Raw genomic sequence first — 18,580 nt, forward strand, 5'->3', positions numbered from 1 at the left:
ACAAACTCTACCTAGTGATGTTTTAACTCTTTTCTGCGTTTGATGATTTCCATCGCAATTTCTGCTGCCCGGATCGGCTCATTTTGCTGTTCAGCCTTTTTCAACTCAGATTCAAGGTTTCTAATATCCGTTCGATCCCACTGTTCTGATCGAATCCTTGAGATGTAATCATGGATTTCCTGATCAGAAACTTCTTCGCTGACAGGGGCCATTGCAAGCTCGATCGCCAAATTTTTAATGGAAGCATCTTCAATCATCTCGACGAACTGACTGATATCCGATTCATTGCCGTCTTCATAATATGCATAAAGATGGGTGACAATGACCTGATGGTCTTCAATATTGAAAGCTCCTCCGATTTCCTCTTGAACTTTATCAGCGATATATGGATCTCTCAACATATACGCAATCAGTTTTCTTTCTGCATTATGAAAAGCGGGTAAAAGTTTTTTTTGAACCGTTGGCTGCCTTGTATCATTAGTATATCGGTTCTTTGGCTCCTTATCCTTGACACCGCTTTGCGATCGAATACGCTGAACTTCTTCTTTTAGAGTCTCTACGGAGAGCTGAAATTCTGTAGCGATCTCATTCAGGTAATGCTCTCGTTCGACAGCACGGTCAAGCCCTGCAATCTCTTGTAATACCTTTTCGATATAAGTGATGCGATCTCCTTCTACTTGCAGATTATAATCTCTACGCAAGTAATTCATCATAAAGGAAATATACGTATCACTCGTATCGATAATTTCACGTTTAAATCGGTCCCCTCCATACTTTTGAATGAAATCATCCGGATCGAGTTCATCAGGGACACGAGCAACGTACGTTTGACAGCCCACGCTTTTTAAGAGCTTCGCTGCTTTAACAGCTGCTTCAATTCCAGCGCGGTCCCCGTCATAGCAAATGATGATCTGTTCTGCGTATTTCTTCAAAAGGTTCGCCTGGATATTTGATAACGATGTACCCATTGTGCCTACGGCATGGTGAATACCCGCCTGATCAGCAGAGATGACATCTCCGAAACCTTCGAACAGGATCACCGTTTTTTCCTTTCGGATGGCGGAGCGGGCAAGGTCGAAGTTATAAAGCAGACGCCCCTTGTGGAAAAGTTCCGTCTCCGGACTGTTTAGATATTTGGGTTCCTGTTGTCCAAGAGACCTTCCTGCAAAAGCTACGGTTTTCCCTAAGTGATTCCTTAGTGGGAAAATCACTCTCCCACGGAACCTGTCCGCATATTCTCCATGATCATTGGTACTGAGCAATCCTGCCTTGACCATTGATTGTGGATGATACCCTTTCTTTTCAAGGAAAGTTACAACAAAGTCTCTGGAATCCGGTGAATATCCTATTTGATATTTCTGGATCGTTTCATCGGTAAAACCACGGTCGATTAAATACTGATATGCTTCCCGACCATCCTTGGAATTCTTTAACAAATGGTGGTATAATTTAGTCAACCATTGATGGGCTTCAAGCATCGACTGAGATTCCTGGCTCTTTTCTGACGGAGCTTCTTCAGATAGTTGATCAGGAAGATCAGTACCTGTCTGCTCAGCCAGTTGTTTTAGTGCCTGGATAAAACTAAACCCTTCAATCTCCATCAGGAAGGTATAGACATTCCCTCCCTTTCCACAACCAAAGCAATGAAAGATCTGCTTATCTTGAGAAACGGAAAAGGAAGGAGTGTTTTCCCCATGGAAAGGACAAAGGCCGAAATGGTTCCTGCCTTGTTTCTTCAAATCGACGTAATTGCCGATCACTTCTACAATATCCGTTGATCTTCTAATTTCATCGACTTTTTCTTCTGGAATATGTCCAGCCATAAGATCACCATACTACTCAATTATTCTCGTTCAAAGCTTAAATTCCTTCATGTTCTGACAACAATTTTTGGAAAACAGATCGGAACTTTGCGCGATCATCCGCTGTAAATGCCGATGGACCCTTCCATTTCTTTCTCTGCTTCATCGTTTGCTGCCGTATGAACTTTTGGTTCATGATGTTATCTGCATCATTTTCTCTAACCAGTTTACCTCTTGGAGTAAGTACATAAACCCCTTTAGAAGTCAATAATACAGCCAGAGAAAGATCCTGGGTAATGACGACATCGCCTTCTTCCACTTGATTAAGGATATACATATCGACAGATTGCGATCCATCATCCATGAACCTCCATCCAGCCTCTGCCTTCTCTTGGCTATAATGATTAACGGTCGCTATGAAATAAGGATGTAGATCGTACTGCATACAAACATCGATGATTTCTTCTTGTACTGGACAGCTATCTGCATCGACATAAATATGAACATTTAAATTTGGCATAGTATCAATATTTCTACAATAAGCGGTAGAATCCTCCTTAAAAGTGAATGTTTTATTTTTCTGAAAAGTAAGTGCCTTTAATAGCGCATGGTCAGAAAATTTTTTTAGGAATGGACATCCCTTCATTATAAGGATTTTTACCACAAATAGATATTATAATACATTCCTATCGTTTACGCTATGTCTAATTGTACCTAATTTCATTCTTCCCAACAAAAGTCGCGCTTAATCAAAGCGCGACTTCCGCTATTTGTACTATTCCTGGGCATTCTGACGTAATTTGTTCATAATAACATTGGCTGTCTCTTCAACCGCTTTGTTTGAAACATCAATTACTGGACAACCAATCCGCTCCACAATCCGGTTGAAATGATCGATTTCCTGTTGAATACGTGTCATATTCGCATAGCTTGCCTGATCTCCAAGTCCTAATGACTTTAATCTTTCTTTTCTTATATCATTTAGTTTTTCTGCACTGATACTCAAGCCTATGCATTTATCGGGATCGACGCGGAATAATTCAGATGGTGGCTGTACTTCCGGTACAATCGGTACATTCGCGACCTTCAGGCGTTTGTGAGCCAAATACTGAGACAATGGAGTCTTGGATGTTCTAGAAACACCAATCAGTACGATATCGGCTTTGGATATGCCCCGTGGGTCACGACCATCATCGTACCGAACAGCAAATTCGATGGCCTCTACTCTCTTAAAGTAATCTTCGTCCAATTTATGAACAAGCCCCGGCTCAAGGCGAGGTTTAATTTGCAGATGGTTTTCCATAACCTCCATCATTGGTCCCATAATATCCACACACTGAATGCCGTGTTTTTCAGCTTCTTGTTTCAGGTGCTGTCTGAACTCTGGAATCACTAATGTAAAACCGATCATTGCTTTATGTTCTTTGGCTTGCTGGACCGCTTCGTTAATCGTCCCTTTATCTTCTACATAAGGGATTCGCTGCAAATCAAAAGGTCCATCATCAAACTGACTGAGACAAGCTTTTACGACCAGTTCTGCGGTCTCCCCAACTGAATCTGATAAGACATAAATTAAGGGCTTTTCCATAAACGATCCCTCCTCCCCACTGAAATCACAGGTGTTGGTCCCTGGCCAACTCCACAAGTGCTTTCGTTATATTTGTTTTCGTCAGTCGGCCCACTACTTTCAATCCTTCGTCAACAGGTTGGACGACTGGAAGACCATCAATTTGTTTTTCAATCAACTTCTGGGCGGCATCCAATAACAAATCTTCAGGTTCACAAACCGTTATATTTGGCATTCTTGTCATAATGATATGGACAGGAACGGACGTTAAGTCCTGATTGCCGATACTCGCTCTGAGCAGATCTTTCCTTGATAACACCCCAGTTAGTATGGAATGTTGATCCGTCACAAACAGAGTCCCTACATCCTCTAAAAACATGGCACAAATGGCATCATAAACCGATACATCTTCTTCGACAACGATCGGGCGGGATTGATATTCATCCACTTTGAACTTCTTCAGTTTTTCAGTAAAGAGTTCAGACCCTGTTTTGCCCGTGAAGAAGTAACCCACCCGTGGGCGGGCGTCCAAGAAACCTGCCATTGTCAAAATAGCTAAGTCTGGACGCAGCGTAGCCCGTGTCAAGTTCAACTGATCCGCTATATTCTCACCTGTGATTGGCCCGTTATCTTTCACAATTTGAATGATTTGTTCTTGCCTGTTCGATAGTTCCAATCTTTCTTCACCCCGATCACTAACTGTGACATACTATTTATTAATTATAGCTCATTTTTAATTATCGGAAAAGAAAGCTGATTAGAACTGTTGTTTCCATTCAACGGCATTCAAGTCGGCGAATGCATAGACATCGTTAGAAATTTGCTTTAATAAACCTAAGCGGTTCCGACGTATGCTCTCGTCTTCCGCCATGACCATCGTTGCATCAAAGAACGTATGAATGGGACTAGCAAGCTTGGATAAATGGTCCAGGGCCAAATCCAGTTGATTCTTTCGTAATGCTTGTCGATAGTCTTCCTGAATGTGTTGATAAGCCTCATGCAATTGTCGCTCTTGTTCATTCTCAAACAATGAAGGATCAACATCCGCAGTGTCTGCCTTTTTGGCTAAATTCAGCACACGGCCGAGTGCTTCATGGACGGATTTGAAAGAAGGTTCCTGACGTTTTTCTACTAAAAGGACGGCTTTTGCTTTCGTTATAGGATAGACACCGATGCCTCTAGCCAACACAGCTTCCACAACATCTGGAGCAATCCCTTCTTCTCTCATTAAGTAAGCCGCACGTACGCGGAAGAATTCACGCAAGTCTTTATGGACTTCTTTTTCATCACGAGTTGGGAGTTCCAATTCATAATAAAATTGATGCACGAGATCAATCAATTGTTCGACTGGAATGGACCATCCATGAGCCGTTAAGGTTTGCAGAATCCCTAAAGCCTGACGTCTCAATCCGTAAGGGTCCTGTGAACCTGTCGGAATGATGCCGATGGAGATACTACCTACAATCGTATCGAGCTTATCTGCAATACTTACAAGAGAACCGATGGTAGATGCAGGTACGGCTCCATTGGCTTGACGAGGCATGTAATGCTCATTGATAGCCACGGCCACCTCTTCATCCTCACCGAAGATACGAGCATACTTTTCCCCCATCGTTCCTTGTAATTCTGTGAATTCATCAACCATCTGAGTTACAAGATCGAACTTGCAAATTTCGGCTGCCCGTTTCGCTTTTTGCAGTTGAGCTTCTTCTAGGCCGATCCATTCACCAAGTTTTCCAGTAATGGCTACAATCCGTTGTACTTTATCTGCTAACGTTCCAAGTTCCTCCTGATAGACCATGCGAGAAAGCTTCTGCATTTTTTCATCAATGCTTCCCTTTTGGTCTTCTTCATAGAAGAACTGAGCATCCTTAAGGCGTGCTTTCAAAACTTTTTCGTTACCTCTTGCCACGGTCTCTATGTGCTGGTCATCCCCATTACGAACACCGACAAAATGAGGTTTCAACTGTCCGTTCAAAGAACGTACCGGAAAATACCGCTGATGCTCCTTCATTGATGTAACTAGGGCTTCTTCAGGGATTTCAAGGAATTCGTCTGAGAAAGTGCCACTGAAAACGGTCGGATACTCAACTAAGTGCGTCACTTCGTTCAATAAATCCTCGTCAATCATCAGCTTCCACTCATTTTCACTTTCAAGCTTCCTCAACTGATTAACAATCTCCGATTTTCTTTCCTCCACGGATGCCATGACATATTGGTCTTTCAACGTTTGTTCATAAGCATCAGCTTCTGCTACTGTGGTCTGGGACCCTAAGAAGCGATGGCCGTATGTCGTATTGCCAGTATCTACGCCTTCGATTGTGAAAGGGATGACTTCTTCTCCGAAAAGACCGATCATCCATCGGATTGGACGTGCATAACGAAGGTCGCGATTTCCCCATCGCATGTTTTTTGGGAAGGTTAGCGATAAGAAAACATCCCGAAAGTTTTGAAGAAGGTTTGTGGTCGGTTCTCCTTCAATAAACTTATTGACGTGGACATATTCCGTTCCCTTGATTTCTTTGAAATAGATATCATCTACATCTTTCCCTTGACCTTTAGAAAATCCGATGGCCGCTTTCGTCCAGTTTCCTTCTTCATCAAGAGCGATTTTTTTGGCTGGACCTTTTGCTTCCTCTTCAATATCTGGCTGCTTTTCTTCAACGTTTGTAATTTTAACGGCCAATCTTCTTGGGGTAGCAAAGCCGGTGATTTCCCCATAAGGAATCCGGTTATCCTTGAACCATTGAACTGTTTTATCCTCCAGCTGATCCAAAGCATCATTGATAAAGCGAGCGGGAAGCTCTTCTACACCTAGTTCAAATAATACGGTATTACTCATGATAACCCTCCTCCTTCTTCAGCATAGGGAAGCCGAGACGCTCCCTTTCCTCTACATAGGTTTTAGCAATCTTCCTCGCCAGGTTTCTCACACGGGAAATATAACCAGTTCTTTCCGTTACACTAATGACTCCTTTTGCATCAAGCAAATTAAACGTGTGAGAACACTTCAACACATAGTCATAGGCTGGGAAAACAAGGCCTTGTTCCATAATTCGCTGTGCTTCCTTTTCATAAGTCGAGAATAGGTTGAACAACATATCCTCATCAGAAGCTTCGAAAGTATAAACGGAATGTTCATATTCCGGCTGAGTGAAAATATCTCCTACTGTCACTCCATTGGTCCATTCTAATTCAAAGACATTTTCTTTATCCTGAATGTAAGATGCCAGTCTTTCAAGACCGTATGTGATTTCTGCAGAAACAGGCTTCGCTTCAAGACCTCCGATTTGCTGGAAATAGGTGAACTGCGTGATTTCCATCCCATCAAGCCATACTTCCCAACCAAGACCTGCGGCGCCTAGCGTTGGGTTTTCCCAGTTATCTTCTACAAACCGAATGTCGTGTTTCTTAGGGTCAATTCCAAGAGCTTCAAGTGACTCTAAATATAATTCCTGGATATTATCAGGAGAAGGTTTCATGATGACCTGAAACTGATGGTGTTGATATAAACGGTTCGGGTTTTGGCCATAACGACCATCAGCAGGACGGCGGGACGGCTCGACATAGGCAACGTTCCATGGCTCAGGTCCGAGACTTCGTAACAACGTCATAGGAGACATCGTTCCTGCCCCTTTTTCAGTATCGTAGGCTTGCATAAGAAGACAGCCTTGTTTTGACCAATGATTTTGCAAAGTTAAGATCATGTCTTGAATATTCATACGTTTCCTCCTAGATAATGAGTGTTTCAAAAGAAAAGAGACCCCGTCCCTACGTCTGCATACAGACATAGGGACGGGGTCTCCGCGGTTCCACCCTAATTGCTTCCTCTAAATAAGGAAGCCACTTTCATCATTGCTCCAGAACGCCTTCACCAGTCGGCTTCCGCTTGTCTCTCACCGTCACAAGCTCGCTTTTGGAAACGTAAAAACCGGTTACTACTCTCTTTCACAGCAACACGTTATTTAGTAATAGAATCATACTCTAATTTCAGCAAAATTGTCAAACCTCAGTCTGAAAACAAATCCAGCTGTTTTAAAAATTTCTTTGATTTAATGAAATATCCACCATATCGATCATAGTATTCATCCATGATATGACGCAATAATTTTTTATTCTCTTCTTTCATCGTAATTTGACCAAGCCGCTTCACATCCATATGTAAAAAGACCCTCAGCAATTTTGGTAAAGGATCCGGCAAACCGTAGGCCTGTGGGTCCCGCTGTTTACAACGAAAGCATAAGAGGCCACCCTCTATTATAGAAAAGGCAAAAGGACCTTCCTGGCTTCCGCACTGGATACAGTGATCGACGACCGGAGCAAACCCCGCTTTTTTGTAAATTTTTAATTCATACATCAACGTCAGGATGTTTGGATCTTTTCCTTCATTCATCCATTGAAACGTTTGAAGCAACTGTTCATAAAGAAAAGGATCCGGCTGCTTTTCCTCAATGAGTTTATCTGTCAATTCTGCGATGTAAGACGCATACGCCGTTTTTACAATATCCTCGCGAATAGACCTCAGGGATGATAACATCTCCCCTTGACTCATTGATCCTAAGCCGGACCCTGTTTGAATTAAAAATGTGCCGTGGATGAATGGTTGGGTGATTGAGGACATCCGGCTCTTTGGCTTTTTAGCCCCACGAGCCATTACGCCTATTTTACCTTTTTCCCGTGTCATCATCGTGACGATTTTATGTGTTTCACCGTAATTATTCGTCCGGATGACGACTCCTTCCACCTTGTCCATCAAATGGCTCACCTGCTCCGTTTACGAATGAAGATCATCCGTAGATATTGGTTCAGTAGGGGAAGCGAACTGTTCTTGAGACTGCTGATCTTGAGACTCCAATTCTTTCATCAATAAATATGTTTCCACACTTCCTGTTTGACTGAAAACGTTCCATGAAAGCTTGTCGCGCACAAGAAACACCGCCTTTCTTATCATCGCTAAACGAGTGTACATTCCTAGAATGCTTCCCCTGACCGAAAACATAAGGCTTAATATTTTCCAACCCTTAATATTCGTCTTCGCGATAACCGAAATCACTGAGTTGGATTTGTTTGTTTCTCCAGTCTTTCTGCACTTTGACCCAGAGTTCCAAATAGACTTTGCTTCCCAGCAGAGATTCAATATCTCTTCTAGCCCGCTTACCGATCTCTTTCAGCATACTTCCTTGCTTACCGATAATGATGCCTTTTTGAGACTTACGTTCAACGATGATGGCCGCTTGGATCTGTACTTTATCGTGTTCATTCCGAGGCTCGATTGATTCAATGACCACAGCAATGGAGTGAGGGATTTCCTCGCGAGTTAAGTGTAAAACTTTCTCTCTGATAAATTCACTGATGACAAAGCGTTCCGGATGATCCGTGATTTGGTCCTCCGGGTAGAACTGCGGACCTTCAGGCAGATGTTTTTTCAGGACGTCAAGTAAATGATTGACGTTGTTGCCTTCAAGCGCTGAAATTGGAATGATTTCTTCAAAATCAAGCTTCTCTTTGTACTGATCAATCAGTGGCAGCAGGTCATCCGGGTGGACCCTGTCAATCTTATTGATGATTAAAAAAACAGGCTGCTCGACACGCTGCAAGCGGTCCAGAATAAATTGGTCCCCTCTGCCGTATCCTTCTTCTGCATTAATCATAAAAAGGACAGCATCTACTTCGTTTAATGTATTTTCGGCAACGTTGACCATGTAATCTCCAAGTTTGTGCTTGGGTTTATGGATACCAGGCGTATCGATGAAAATGATCTGTGAGTCTTTATCTGTCATGACTCCCTGGATTTTGTTTCTTGTTGTTTGGGGTTTATCACTCATGATGGCGATTTTTTCACCGATCACACGATTCATGAACGTCGATTTGCCCACATTCGGCCGGCCGACGATTGTAATGAAACCCGACTTGAAATTCTCTGTCATAAATGTTCCTCCAATAAATATCACACATTCGTTCTGCTCTATCTTACTATATCATCTTCTCAAGTTCATTCCTAATCTCATATCAGGAAAAGCTTGGGCAGGAAAATGATCATTCCTATGATGACCGCCCCAATACTTGCTACAAGAACCGCGCCAGCCGTAATATCTTTAATCGAACCGATAATGGGGTTTTGTTCGGGATGGTAAAAATCAAGCAGTCTTTCCATAGCTGTATTGACCATTTCAAGGCTTAATACCATGCATATGATGAGAAGGATGGTCACCCATTCCCCCTTTGACAAACCGAACATAAAGGCAGCGGTGATGACTAAAAGAGCAACCAACAGATGAATGCGGAAGTTGCGCTCCGAGCTACACACTTCCTTTATCCCATTCCAAGCGAAACGAAAGCCGATTTTTTTCTTCTTATTAGGATCTTTGAAGTCCGAACTCATGTAAAATTTCCTCTTGTCTTCCGAACATCTGCTTTTCATCTTCTTCATTCATGTGATCGTAACCAAGCAAATGCAAGAAGCCATGTAGAGCGAGGAAGCCGAATTCACGTTCAAGAGAATGATTATAGTCTTCCGCTTGTTCTTTGGCCTTATCGACGGAAATGATAATATCGCCAAGCATAAGCGGCATATTCTCATCCAACACATTCATTTCGTCTTCACCAAGCTCCTGCATCGCAAAAGAGATGACATCTGTAGGTTCATCTTTTTGACGATAATTGCGGTTGATTTCCTGAATCTCCTTGTTATCCACAAAGCTGACAGAGACTTCCGCATCCCCCTTAACTTCTTCTTTTTCCCCTGCAAAACGGATAATCCGTTGAATCATATCAACAAATGCTTCATCTACTGAATTGGTTTCGTCTTGAAAATCGATGGTAATCATATTATTTTGCCTCCTTGACTAATGGTTTCGTTACCGGATATTCAATTCGCGAGTGAAAAATACCCTGTAACGTTTCACATATGGCTGTTTCCATTCTCTTCAACTCATTAAACGTCAGATTGCTGTCATCCAACTGACCATCAAGCATGCGGTCTTCTAAAATGGACGCCACAATTTTTTTAAGTTTTTCTTCTGTTGGATGATTCAATGACCGAACAGCTGCCTCCACAGAATCGCAAATACACACAATCGCCGCTTCCTTACTTTGAGGTTTAGGACCTGGGTAACGGTAATCTTCTTCTTTTGTATCCTGCTTCATTTCCTTTGCCTGATAATAAAAATACTTCAAAAGCGTCGTTCCATGGTGTTGTTCAGCAATATCGATGACCTCTTCTGGAAACTTATGCTCCTTCAACATTCTCGCACCATCATATGGATGATTGATGATTATCTCTGCACTTTGTTCAGGCTTCATGAAATCATGTGGGTTTTTCATACCCATTTGATTCTCAATAAAATAACGAGGCTGGACGGTTTTTCCGAGGTCATGATAATAGGATGCCACACGCGCAAGAAGACCATGAGCTCCAATTGATTCACAAGCCGCTTCACTTAAATTGGCTACCATGACACTGTGATGATACGTACCCGGGGCTTCCGTGAGTATTTTACGTAAGATTGGATGGTTGGGACTGGCAAGAGTCAGCAATTTTTGATCAGAAAGGACACCGAAACCAGTCTCTATAAAGGGAAGGAGACCGAGCGTCAGAACTGACGAAAGAAAGGCACCGGCAATTCCATACCCCCCATACAAAAACACTTCCGACCAGGTGTATTTTTCAAAAGAAATGAATAGAAAAAACAGGATTGCACATATATTGATAAAAGCAACCCCCACACTTGCTCGAACAATGGACAACCTTTCGTTACTTGGAGTAAGGAAATAAATCCCTGCCAACTGAGAAAGCAGCAAATACATGCCTGCTGTTGCATGAAGTGCTCCAGCTAACTGTCCGTTGAACAACAAGCAGGCCATCAAAGAATACACTACCGCCAGTACGATCGCAAAACGTTCAGAACAGAGGATCCTTACAATCATGACGCCTGTAACAGCCGGGACAAGAAAGTACAAAGGTTGTTCCATTGATCCAAACAAGCTAAAAACCTTCATAAGCGTAATGATCAATAAGGAAACAAAGGTGGAAATGAAGATAGGACGGAATGTCCAGTTTTCCTTTTTAACAGCTCTCCTGAATTCTGTGTACAAAATTGCGCCTAAAAGGAGCGCAAATATGGCCAGTCCAACGGATGGCAGTAGGTTGCGTTGTTGATCGAGCAATCCAGTCAACAAAAGATCATCATAGAGATCTCCAGTTATCATAGACCCCTCTGTCACAATCACTTCTCCCGCTCTAATCATGACTGGCTCCACAGTTGCAGCAGCGTTTTTAATGACTGCCTCTGTTTTCTCATGATCGAACAAAGCGTTTTCGACAAGAGCATAGGTCCCTATATCCGTAAGGACTGGTTTTAAAAAGGATGGTGTTTCTGAGTATTGAATTTCCAGCTCCATCCTTCTTTCCAGATCTTTAACTTCTGACCCTTGCACCCCTTCGTTAAAGTAGTTATGTAGAAGGGTTTCTAACAATCGGTGGCTTTCGTTCAACAACGATTGCTCTGCTCTCAGCAACGGCAGAAAAGCTTCTGAAGGGAGACCTTTAGAAAGTTCATCTGACAGAAGCGATTCAATCATAATTAATTGTTCGTCTTTAGTCAGGTTCCCCTCCTTACTTTTTGTTTCTTCTACCACTTCATAGATTTCATTTACCATACCAAGGCGTTCTTCTGCAATATCTTCAGAAATCGTATATTGATCCTCAACCGCCTGAGTAACTGCTCTTAGTTGCTGTTCTGTTTTTTTCTTATTCTCTATGGTAATGGGGGAACGGATCGTTTCGGGCGCTGTGCTGTATTTCTCCAGCTCGTAGGTTTGTGTGTAAACATTTGGAATAGAGAGCGCGAAAAAGAAAATAGCCACAATAAGCCCTGATAATGCCGGCAACAGCTTCGACTTATGCAGGTTAAGTTTTTGAAGCTGTAGAAGGAATCGCTCCTTCAAATCACCCCACCCCTTCCCATATAATTCCAAATAAGAACAATAAATAAGACCCAATCACTGGGCCTTACTTACTTTCCTCCTCATATGCATCAATAATCCGCTGCACAAGAGGGTGCCTGACAACGTCGGATTGATCCAAATGAATGAAGGCAGACCCTTTCACTTTAGCTAACCGCTCCTCAGCGACTCGCAAACCGGACTTCACGCCTTTTGGAAGATCCACTTGTGTGATATCTCCAGTGATAATCATTTTTGAACCGAATCCTAAACGAGTCAGAAACATCTTCATTTGTTCAGGTGTCGTATTTTGAGCTTCATCCAAAATAGCAAAAGCATCATCCAATGTCCGCCCTCTCATATAAGCAAGCGGAGCAATTTCAATCGTTCCTCTATCGATTAATCGTGCCGTATGTTCTGCGCCGAATACATCGTGCAAAGAATCATAAAGCGGCCTTAAATAAGGATCAACTTTCTCTTTAAGATCACCCGGAAGAAAACCTAAACTTTCTCCAGCTTCCACTGCCGGACGAGTCAGAATGATCCTCTTCACATCTCCATTTTTCAAAGCATTGACGGCCATAATCACAGCAAGGTAGGTCTTCCCTGTACCAGCAGGGCCAATACCAAAGACAAGGTCATTCTTCTTAATGGCTGCGATGTAATTTCTCTGACCAAGTGTTTTAACTCTGATTGATTTCCCTTTTGAGTTTTTCGTGATTTCATCTTCGAACAATGCTTCGAATTGGTTGATTTTCCCTTTTTTAGCAAGTTCCACAGCGTATACGACATCTCGTTCCGTAACAGTTAAACCTTTACGGATAATTGCAAGAACGCTGTTGAGGATTTCCTCCACGAGCTGAACATGTTCCGCTTGACCGGATACTCTCACTTGTTCCCCACGTGAAATGATCGTAACTTTCAGCTGTTCCTCAATTTGCTTAAGGTTACGGTCTTCTGTACCAAAAAGAGCTAATGCTTCTGTTGTATTATCTAATTGAATGTCCATTGTTTTTAAATCTTCTGGCATACTCAATCTCCTTGACTTACATACTTGGTAACTGCAATATTTTCATAAACTTTGTACATTAGGATTAATTTTACTTTACCATTCTCCTCACTGAGGTGCAAAACTTTTTCATCCTTTATTTCCGCATCTGGATCGAGTTCTTGTTGAAGGTTGCTCCTTGCTGAAGATATCCCTATTTTCTCGATATTTTTACGAGATGATTCATAGGCTTTTCGGTCAATGGAGAAGTAATTAATCGTTTTCATGTTCACTGGAATTCGGAACCCAAAGATACTCCAGTCTGAGGTATGAGATTCTTCCCTAAAGTTTCCTTCCCCTCCACGCCAGAACCCCCAAACAGGAATAGAGAACTTCCCAATCTTCAAATGATATTCACTTTCCACGAAACCATCCGTTAAGGAAAGCACTTGTTTCATAGGGAGATTCTGAGCGACGCGATACCATGTTTCTGCAATCACTTCCCCTTCAGAGTGTATAAATAGATCCTCCTCTTCTACCAGCTGACCCGTAGCAAGAATTTGTCCCTTTTGTACAACATCATGAACCGACACCATCGGTCGACCCTTCTTTATAAATGTTTCAATAATCATTCCTTTTTTGGCTGCTACAAGATTGGAAGGGCGAGTATTCTTCTCTATATCGTATCTCGTTTTTTCCACACCATACAAATGATAGCTCGTCCCTTGCTTTTTCACACCGATCCATAACAAATCCGGAATATCTTCTAATAACTGCTGTTGTATTTCGATAGGATCCTTCATCCCTATCGTTAGTTTTCCAGGAGAGACACCATAACTATTCAACTTACTTTCAACATCTGCTTCAAGTTCCGGTGAAAGGCCGTCCACCTTAATGGACCACAACGTATTCGCGAGCACAAAAATAATCACTACCGCTGCGATGAAGGCGAGAAGAACCGAAAGCCTCCCAACCATATGCTGGATAAGAAACGGAAGACCTTTCCCACTCTTGATGGATATTTTACAACGGTATTTCTTCCTCAATTGTCTGAAGGTTTTCCAGTCCTTTAATCGAATCGTTAAAATGACTAGAGAATCATCCAATCTTCTCATATTTGTAATATGACAGCCACGTTTCGTGCATGCTTGCAAAAATGGCTCGATCAACGGTCCCTCTACTTGTACCGTCATGATTCCCTGAAAGAAATCATGCTGGTTCTTCATCGTCTCACCCCCCTTTTGATTCCGGCAAGAATTCTACAGACTTGAGTTCACCTTCCAGTAATAGCTCTTCCTTCAGCATCATTTTCACTCCAAGGTCTTTACCCAAAATCCGAACTTGACCTTTTTTGTATTGAATTCTAACTTCTTCATCAGAAAAATGAAGGAGGCCTGTATGATTTTCTATGTACACATGAATGGACCCGATGGTTGTGATTCTAGGAAGATCCAACATGACATCAGATGGTAAATCAAAGTAACGACTGATCCAAGTCCGTATTTGCTGCTGCCATTTTGACATGTGACGCCCTCCCCTCTTTTCATTTATACGAAAAACGCACGAATTGTATCACTACAATTCGTGCGTTCTGCTTATCTTTTTCGTGGGTGGGAGCTGTGAGGCTTGCGAGCCCGGGGCGGACCGAGTACTTCAGACATTAAAATCCCTTCAGCTAACCGCTTTTTATCCCACTTTCTTGTTTTTTCTATTAGTGGACCATTTAAATTCAACTCAGAAGATATCTTTTGTTTTTTTCTTGACTCCGCTGACGTATGAGCATACATTTCCTCATCTTCTTTTTGATGTTCTTCAGATCGAAATGTCTCAACTTCAGCAAGCTTCTTCTGTTTGGTCTCGTAATAATCCCTTAACCTATCTTCTCCTGATTGATCCTTGGTTTCTGCTTCATGAAAATTCCTTGAAGGACCACTAGGGTAAGCAGGGGGAATTGGAGATGTCTTCTTTTCAGGTCTTTGTTTATTCTCATTTTCTTTTGTCATCCCGCTGAACCAACTGATAATCCCGCCAATAATAGCCGCAAGAATAAGGAAATTGCTGAAAATGAGTTCAATCAAATCTCCCATACAAACTCTCCTTTAAATTAATCAAGGACTATTTATCTTCTTCCTCTTCATCGGACATTTTCCCGAGTGTGTTCCTCATATCCGTATCCGCATTGATGTTCTGATAGTTCATATAATCCATGACACCCATTTTACCGGAACGCAAAGCTTCAGCAAGCGCCTGAGGGACTTGAGCTTCTGCTTCAACCACTTTCGCCTGCATTTCTTGTACACGGGCACGCATCTCTTGTTCTTGAGCGATCGCCATAGCACGACGCTCTTCGGCTTTTGCCTGCGCAATATTCTTATCTGCTTCTGCTTGGTCTGTTTGCAGGATCGCACCAATGTTCTTACCGATGTCAATATCGGCAATGTCAATAGAAAGAATCTCGAAGGCCGTTCCAGCATCTAAACCTTTTCCTAATACATTTTGGGAGATCCTATCTGGATTTTCCAATACTTTGTTATGATTTTCACTGGACCCGATCGTGGATACGATTCCTTCACCGACACGTGCAATGACAGTATCTTCGCCTGCACCACCGACGAGGCGGTCAATATTTGCCCTTACGGTAATACGCGCTTTCGCTTTTACTTCAATCCCATCCATCGCTACACCTGCGATAAATGGCGTTTCGATAACTTTAGGATTTACACTCATTTGAACAGCTTCCAATACATCACGGCCAGCAAGATCAATGGCTGCACAACGCTCGAAACTTAGTTCAATATTCGCTCTTTGTGCTGCGATAAGAGCGTTTACTACACGGTCAACGTTACCACCTGCCAGGTAGTGGCTCTCCAGCTGGTTTGTGTTCACATTTACACCTGCTTTATGAGCTTTAATTAGCGGATTGATTACACGGGAAGGAATAACCCTTCTTAACCGCATACCTACTAATGTAAAAATACTAATCTTCACGCCTGCAGCTAACGCACTGATCCATAGCATGACAGGTATGAATGTAAACAACACCGCTACTACAATAATTATGATACCAATGATGATGATTGGCATTAATTGTTCAAGTGTCACTTTGTTTCCTCCTCTTGTTCTACTTTTTCAACCTCACGCACAACGATACGTGAACCTTCTGTTTTTATAATTTTCACTGCTTGATGCACAGGAATGAAACCACCTTCAGTCACGACATCCAACCGTTCACCATCAAAATCCGCTGTCCCGGAAGGTCGGAGTGGCGTAATCGTTTCTCCTTCCATACCGATTAAATCCAAACGGTTTTGTGAAGATACATAACCTTGTTCAGATGAAGTGGAATCATTCAAAATAATATGACGAAAGAATCCTCTTTCCAAACCAACGAATTTAAATAGTACAATGGATACAACAATCGTTACTAAAAGAGCAATGCCTATACTCATGGCCATGTGCCCCATATCCGCTGATGAAAGCATCAATGAGGATACAATTGCAACGACCCCCGCTATCCCTGCAATACCTCCTGGTAAAAAGAATTCAGCTATCACTAACCCAATCCCTAAAATAAGGAGTATAATCGCTTCGTATCCTGCAAGCCCAGCCACAATATGACCATAAAAAAACAGGACGAGCGAGAGCGCTCCCATTGTTCCTGGTATACCAAACCCCGGCGAATACAATTCAACTACAAGACCAATACTTGCGATGGATAATAAGATCGGAATAACAACAGGATCTGTCAGGAATCTGGCAATGTTCTCGGAAAGAGTAGGGGTCTCCTCTATGACGGTTGCATCAGACAAACCAAGCACACTGAGAAGCTCATTACGGTCATCCACAATCCCTTCAGCATAGCCTACCTCTTCCGCATCCGTTGCCCCCAATGTTAAAAATTCTCCTTCAGGAGCTCCATAATCCTTTAAATCAACGGATGCATCCGCCATAGCCCGTGCATATAAAGGGTCACGCCCTGTAGACTCAGCCGCGGCTACCATAGCTGAAATCCAGGCTGATTGAGCCTTTTTATCAGCAGCTGTCCCATCAGAATTAATAACCCCGGAAGCCCCCATGGTCGCTGTCTGTTTCATGTAGATAGCATCTGCGTTTAAAGCAATGTACGAACCAGCCGAATAGGCCCTGTTCGTTACAAATGCACTATTCGGAACATCCAAATCCTGAAAGATTTGTCCGATGTCGCCTGCCGCATCCACGCGGCCTCCCGGCGTATCGATTTCAAATATGATATGATCCACACCATTTTCACGAGCTTCTTCTGTCGTTCGGGTGAGGAACGCAGCCATCCCACGCTCTACTGTATCTTTTACTGGAATGACGTAAACCGTCTGACCTTCTCCGTCTGCCTGAACAGATGATTGAAGATGGAAAAATGATAAAACGCTTCCTAAAAGGATGAGTGTGCCCCAAATACCTAGACGAAAAGATCGCTTCATCCATTTCACCTCCTTTACAGGTAGCCTACCCATCATATAATACGTTTACGAATCAAAAGCAGGGTTGGTTTCAAAAAGTTTACGACTTTTAAAAAAACCTTGAAGAGATGTTTAGTGTATGTAAAAAGGCCTCTCTTAACTAAGAGAGGCCTTTATATTTACGATAGTTGCTGAAGAACGAGCTTATTGACCTTGGTTCCGTCGGCCTTGCCCTTGACCTTAGGCATGACGGCACTCATGACTTTACCCATGTCACTCTTAGAAGTAGCGCCTACTTCCTGAATCGTCTCATCAACGACTTGCTTGAGTTCTTCATCTGTCAGCTGTTTCGGCATATATACTTGTAAAATCTCAATTTCACGTTCGAGTCCTTCTACAAGATCTTCACGTCCAGCTTCTTTGAATTCATGGAGGGAATCATTTCTCTGCTTTACCTCACGAGATAAAACAGTCAATTCTTCTTCTTCAGATAATGAGTCTTTTCCCAGTTTAATGGCTTCATTCTGCATAGAAGCTTTCACCATGCGGATCGTTGATAATCTTTCCTTATCACGAGCCTTCATGGCTGTTTTCATATCCTGGGTGAGACGGTCTGTAATTGTCATCTCTTCAACACCCTCTTTAATTACTTACGCTTTCTAGCCGCCTCAGACTTTTTCTTACGGCGTACGCTAGGCTTATCGTAATATTCACGCTTACGATATTCCGCTAATGTACCACTTTTTGATACATCACGCTTAAAGCGACGAAGAGCATCTTCAAGAGACTCGTTTTTACGAACGCGAGTTGTTTTTGACATGCTAATTTCCCTCCCTCCGAAGCA

General features: G+C 42.5%; 20 protein-coding genes. All 20 read right to left on the minus strand.

The genetic code is table 11. The features are described from left to right. Positions 1 to 11 precede the first annotated feature (11 nt). The 20 genes from dnaG to rpsU all read right to left on the minus strand — a co-directional run bounded on the left by dnaG (position 12) and on the right by rpsU (position 18,556). Positions 12 to 1,823, minus strand: coding sequence for a DNA primase (gene dnaG, locus GLW00_RS13880; protein ID WP_160915052.1), 1,812 nt, complete (start codon positions 1,821 to 1,823; stop codon positions 12 to 14). Between the two features lie 37 nt (positions 1,824 to 1,860). Next, the gene (locus tag GLW00_RS13885) at positions 1,861 to 2,322 is read right to left on the minus strand and encodes a YaiI/YqxD family protein (RefSeq protein WP_160915054.1); all 462 of its coding nucleotides are present in this window, start codon (positions 2,320 to 2,322) and stop codon (positions 1,861 to 1,863) included. Positions 2,323 to 2,577: 255 nt separating this feature from the next. Continuing rightward, positions 2,578 to 3,390: a pyruvate, water dikinase regulatory protein gene (locus tag GLW00_RS13890; protein ID WP_089654291.1), complete on the minus strand. Its 813-nt coding sequence runs from the start codon at positions 3,388 to 3,390 to the stop codon at positions 2,578 to 2,580. Between the two features lie 25 nt (positions 3,391 to 3,415). Then, entirely contained in the window at positions 3,416 to 4,045 is a 630-nt protein-coding gene (gene ccpN / locus GLW00_RS13895; protein ID WP_160915056.1) for a transcriptional regulator CcpN, read from the minus strand. Positions 4,046 to 4,126: 81 nt separating this feature from the next. Continuing rightward, entirely contained in the window at positions 4,127 to 6,211 is a 2,085-nt protein-coding gene (gene glyS, locus GLW00_RS13900; protein WP_160915058.1) for a glycine--tRNA ligase subunit beta, read from the minus strand. Then, entirely contained in the window at positions 6,204 to 7,091 is an 888-nt protein-coding gene (gene glyQ / locus GLW00_RS13905) for a glycine--tRNA ligase subunit alpha (protein ID WP_160915060.1), read from the minus strand. The genes glyS and glyQ overlap by 8 nt, the downstream gene beginning before the upstream one ends. A 287-nt stretch (positions 7,092 to 7,378) precedes the next feature. Beyond that, the gene (gene recO, locus GLW00_RS13910) at positions 7,379 to 8,125 is read right to left on the minus strand and encodes a DNA repair protein RecO (protein WP_160915062.1); all 747 of its coding nucleotides are present in this window, start codon (positions 8,123 to 8,125) and stop codon (positions 7,379 to 7,381) included. A gap of 18 nt (positions 8,126 to 8,143) precedes the next feature. Beyond that, a complete protein-coding gene (locus GLW00_RS13915) occupies positions 8,144 to 8,338 on the minus strand; it encodes a YqzL family protein (protein WP_326314458.1) in 195 nt (64 codons plus the stop codon). Between the two features lie 52 nt (positions 8,339 to 8,390). After that, the gene (gene era, locus GLW00_RS13920) at positions 8,391 to 9,296 is read right to left on the minus strand and encodes a GTPase Era (RefSeq protein ID WP_160915064.1); all 906 of its coding nucleotides are present in this window, start codon (positions 9,294 to 9,296) and stop codon (positions 8,391 to 8,393) included. A gap of 77 nt (positions 9,297 to 9,373) precedes the next feature. Beyond that, complete coding sequence (locus GLW00_RS13925; RefSeq protein WP_160915066.1) at positions 9,374 to 9,751, minus strand: diacylglycerol kinase family protein; 378 nt, start codon at positions 9,749 to 9,751, stop codon at positions 9,374 to 9,376. Further along, on the minus strand, positions 9,726 to 10,196 hold the full coding sequence (gene ybeY, locus GLW00_RS13930; RefSeq protein WP_202412505.1) for an rRNA maturation RNase YbeY: 471 nt from the start codon (positions 10,194 to 10,196) through the stop codon (positions 9,726 to 9,728). Before ybeY ends, GLW00_RS13925 begins: the two co-directional genes overlap by 26 nt. 1 nt (position 10,197) lies before the next feature. Then, entirely contained in the window at positions 10,198 to 12,315 is a 2,118-nt protein-coding gene (locus GLW00_RS13935; RefSeq protein WP_160915068.1) for an HD family phosphohydrolase, read from the minus strand. 64 nt (positions 12,316 to 12,379) lie between these two features. Next, a complete protein-coding gene (locus GLW00_RS13940; protein WP_160915070.1) occupies positions 12,380 to 13,342 on the minus strand; it encodes a PhoH family protein in 963 nt (320 codons plus the stop codon). A gap of 2 nt (positions 13,343 to 13,344) precedes the next feature. Continuing rightward, a complete protein-coding gene (gene yqfD / locus GLW00_RS13945) occupies positions 13,345 to 14,526 on the minus strand; it encodes a sporulation protein YqfD (RefSeq protein WP_160915071.1) in 1,182 nt (393 codons plus the stop codon). Between the two features lie 4 nt (positions 14,527 to 14,530). Further along, positions 14,531 to 14,824: a sporulation protein YqfC gene (gene yqfC, locus GLW00_RS13950; protein ID WP_160910986.1), complete on the minus strand. Its 294-nt coding sequence runs from the start codon at positions 14,822 to 14,824 to the stop codon at positions 14,531 to 14,533. A gap of 71 nt (positions 14,825 to 14,895) precedes the next feature. Next, on the minus strand, positions 14,896 to 15,387 hold the full coding sequence (locus GLW00_RS13955; RefSeq protein WP_160915074.1) for a YqfB family membrane protein: 492 nt from the start codon (positions 15,385 to 15,387) through the stop codon (positions 14,896 to 14,898). A gap of 28 nt (positions 15,388 to 15,415) precedes the next feature. After that, a complete protein-coding gene (gene floA / locus GLW00_RS13960; protein WP_160915076.1) occupies positions 15,416 to 16,402 on the minus strand; it encodes a flotillin-like protein FloA in 987 nt (328 codons plus the stop codon). Beyond that, the gene (locus GLW00_RS13965; RefSeq protein WP_160915078.1) at positions 16,399 to 17,757 is read right to left on the minus strand and encodes an NfeD family protein; all 1,359 of its coding nucleotides are present in this window, start codon (positions 17,755 to 17,757) and stop codon (positions 16,399 to 16,401) included. The genes floA and GLW00_RS13965 overlap by 4 nt, the downstream gene beginning before the upstream one ends. A gap of 158 nt (positions 17,758 to 17,915) precedes the next feature. Next, positions 17,916 to 18,362: a GatB/YqeY domain-containing protein gene (locus tag GLW00_RS13970; protein WP_146812806.1), complete on the minus strand. Its 447-nt coding sequence runs from the start codon at positions 18,360 to 18,362 to the stop codon at positions 17,916 to 17,918. A 20-nt stretch (positions 18,363 to 18,382) separates the two neighbouring features. Continuing rightward, positions 18,383 to 18,556 carry a 30S ribosomal protein S21 gene (gene rpsU, locus GLW00_RS13975; protein WP_008638284.1) on the minus strand — a complete coding sequence of 58 codons (174 nt, stop codon included), beginning with the start codon at positions 18,554 to 18,556 and terminating at the stop codon, positions 18,383 to 18,385. Between the last annotated feature and the right edge of the window lie 24 nt (positions 18,557 to 18,580).

The organism is Halobacillus litoralis (assembly GCF_009856445.1).
In the GTDB taxonomy this organism is placed as follows: Bacteria; Bacillota; Bacilli; order Bacillales; family Halobacillaceae; genus Halobacillus; species Halobacillus litoralis.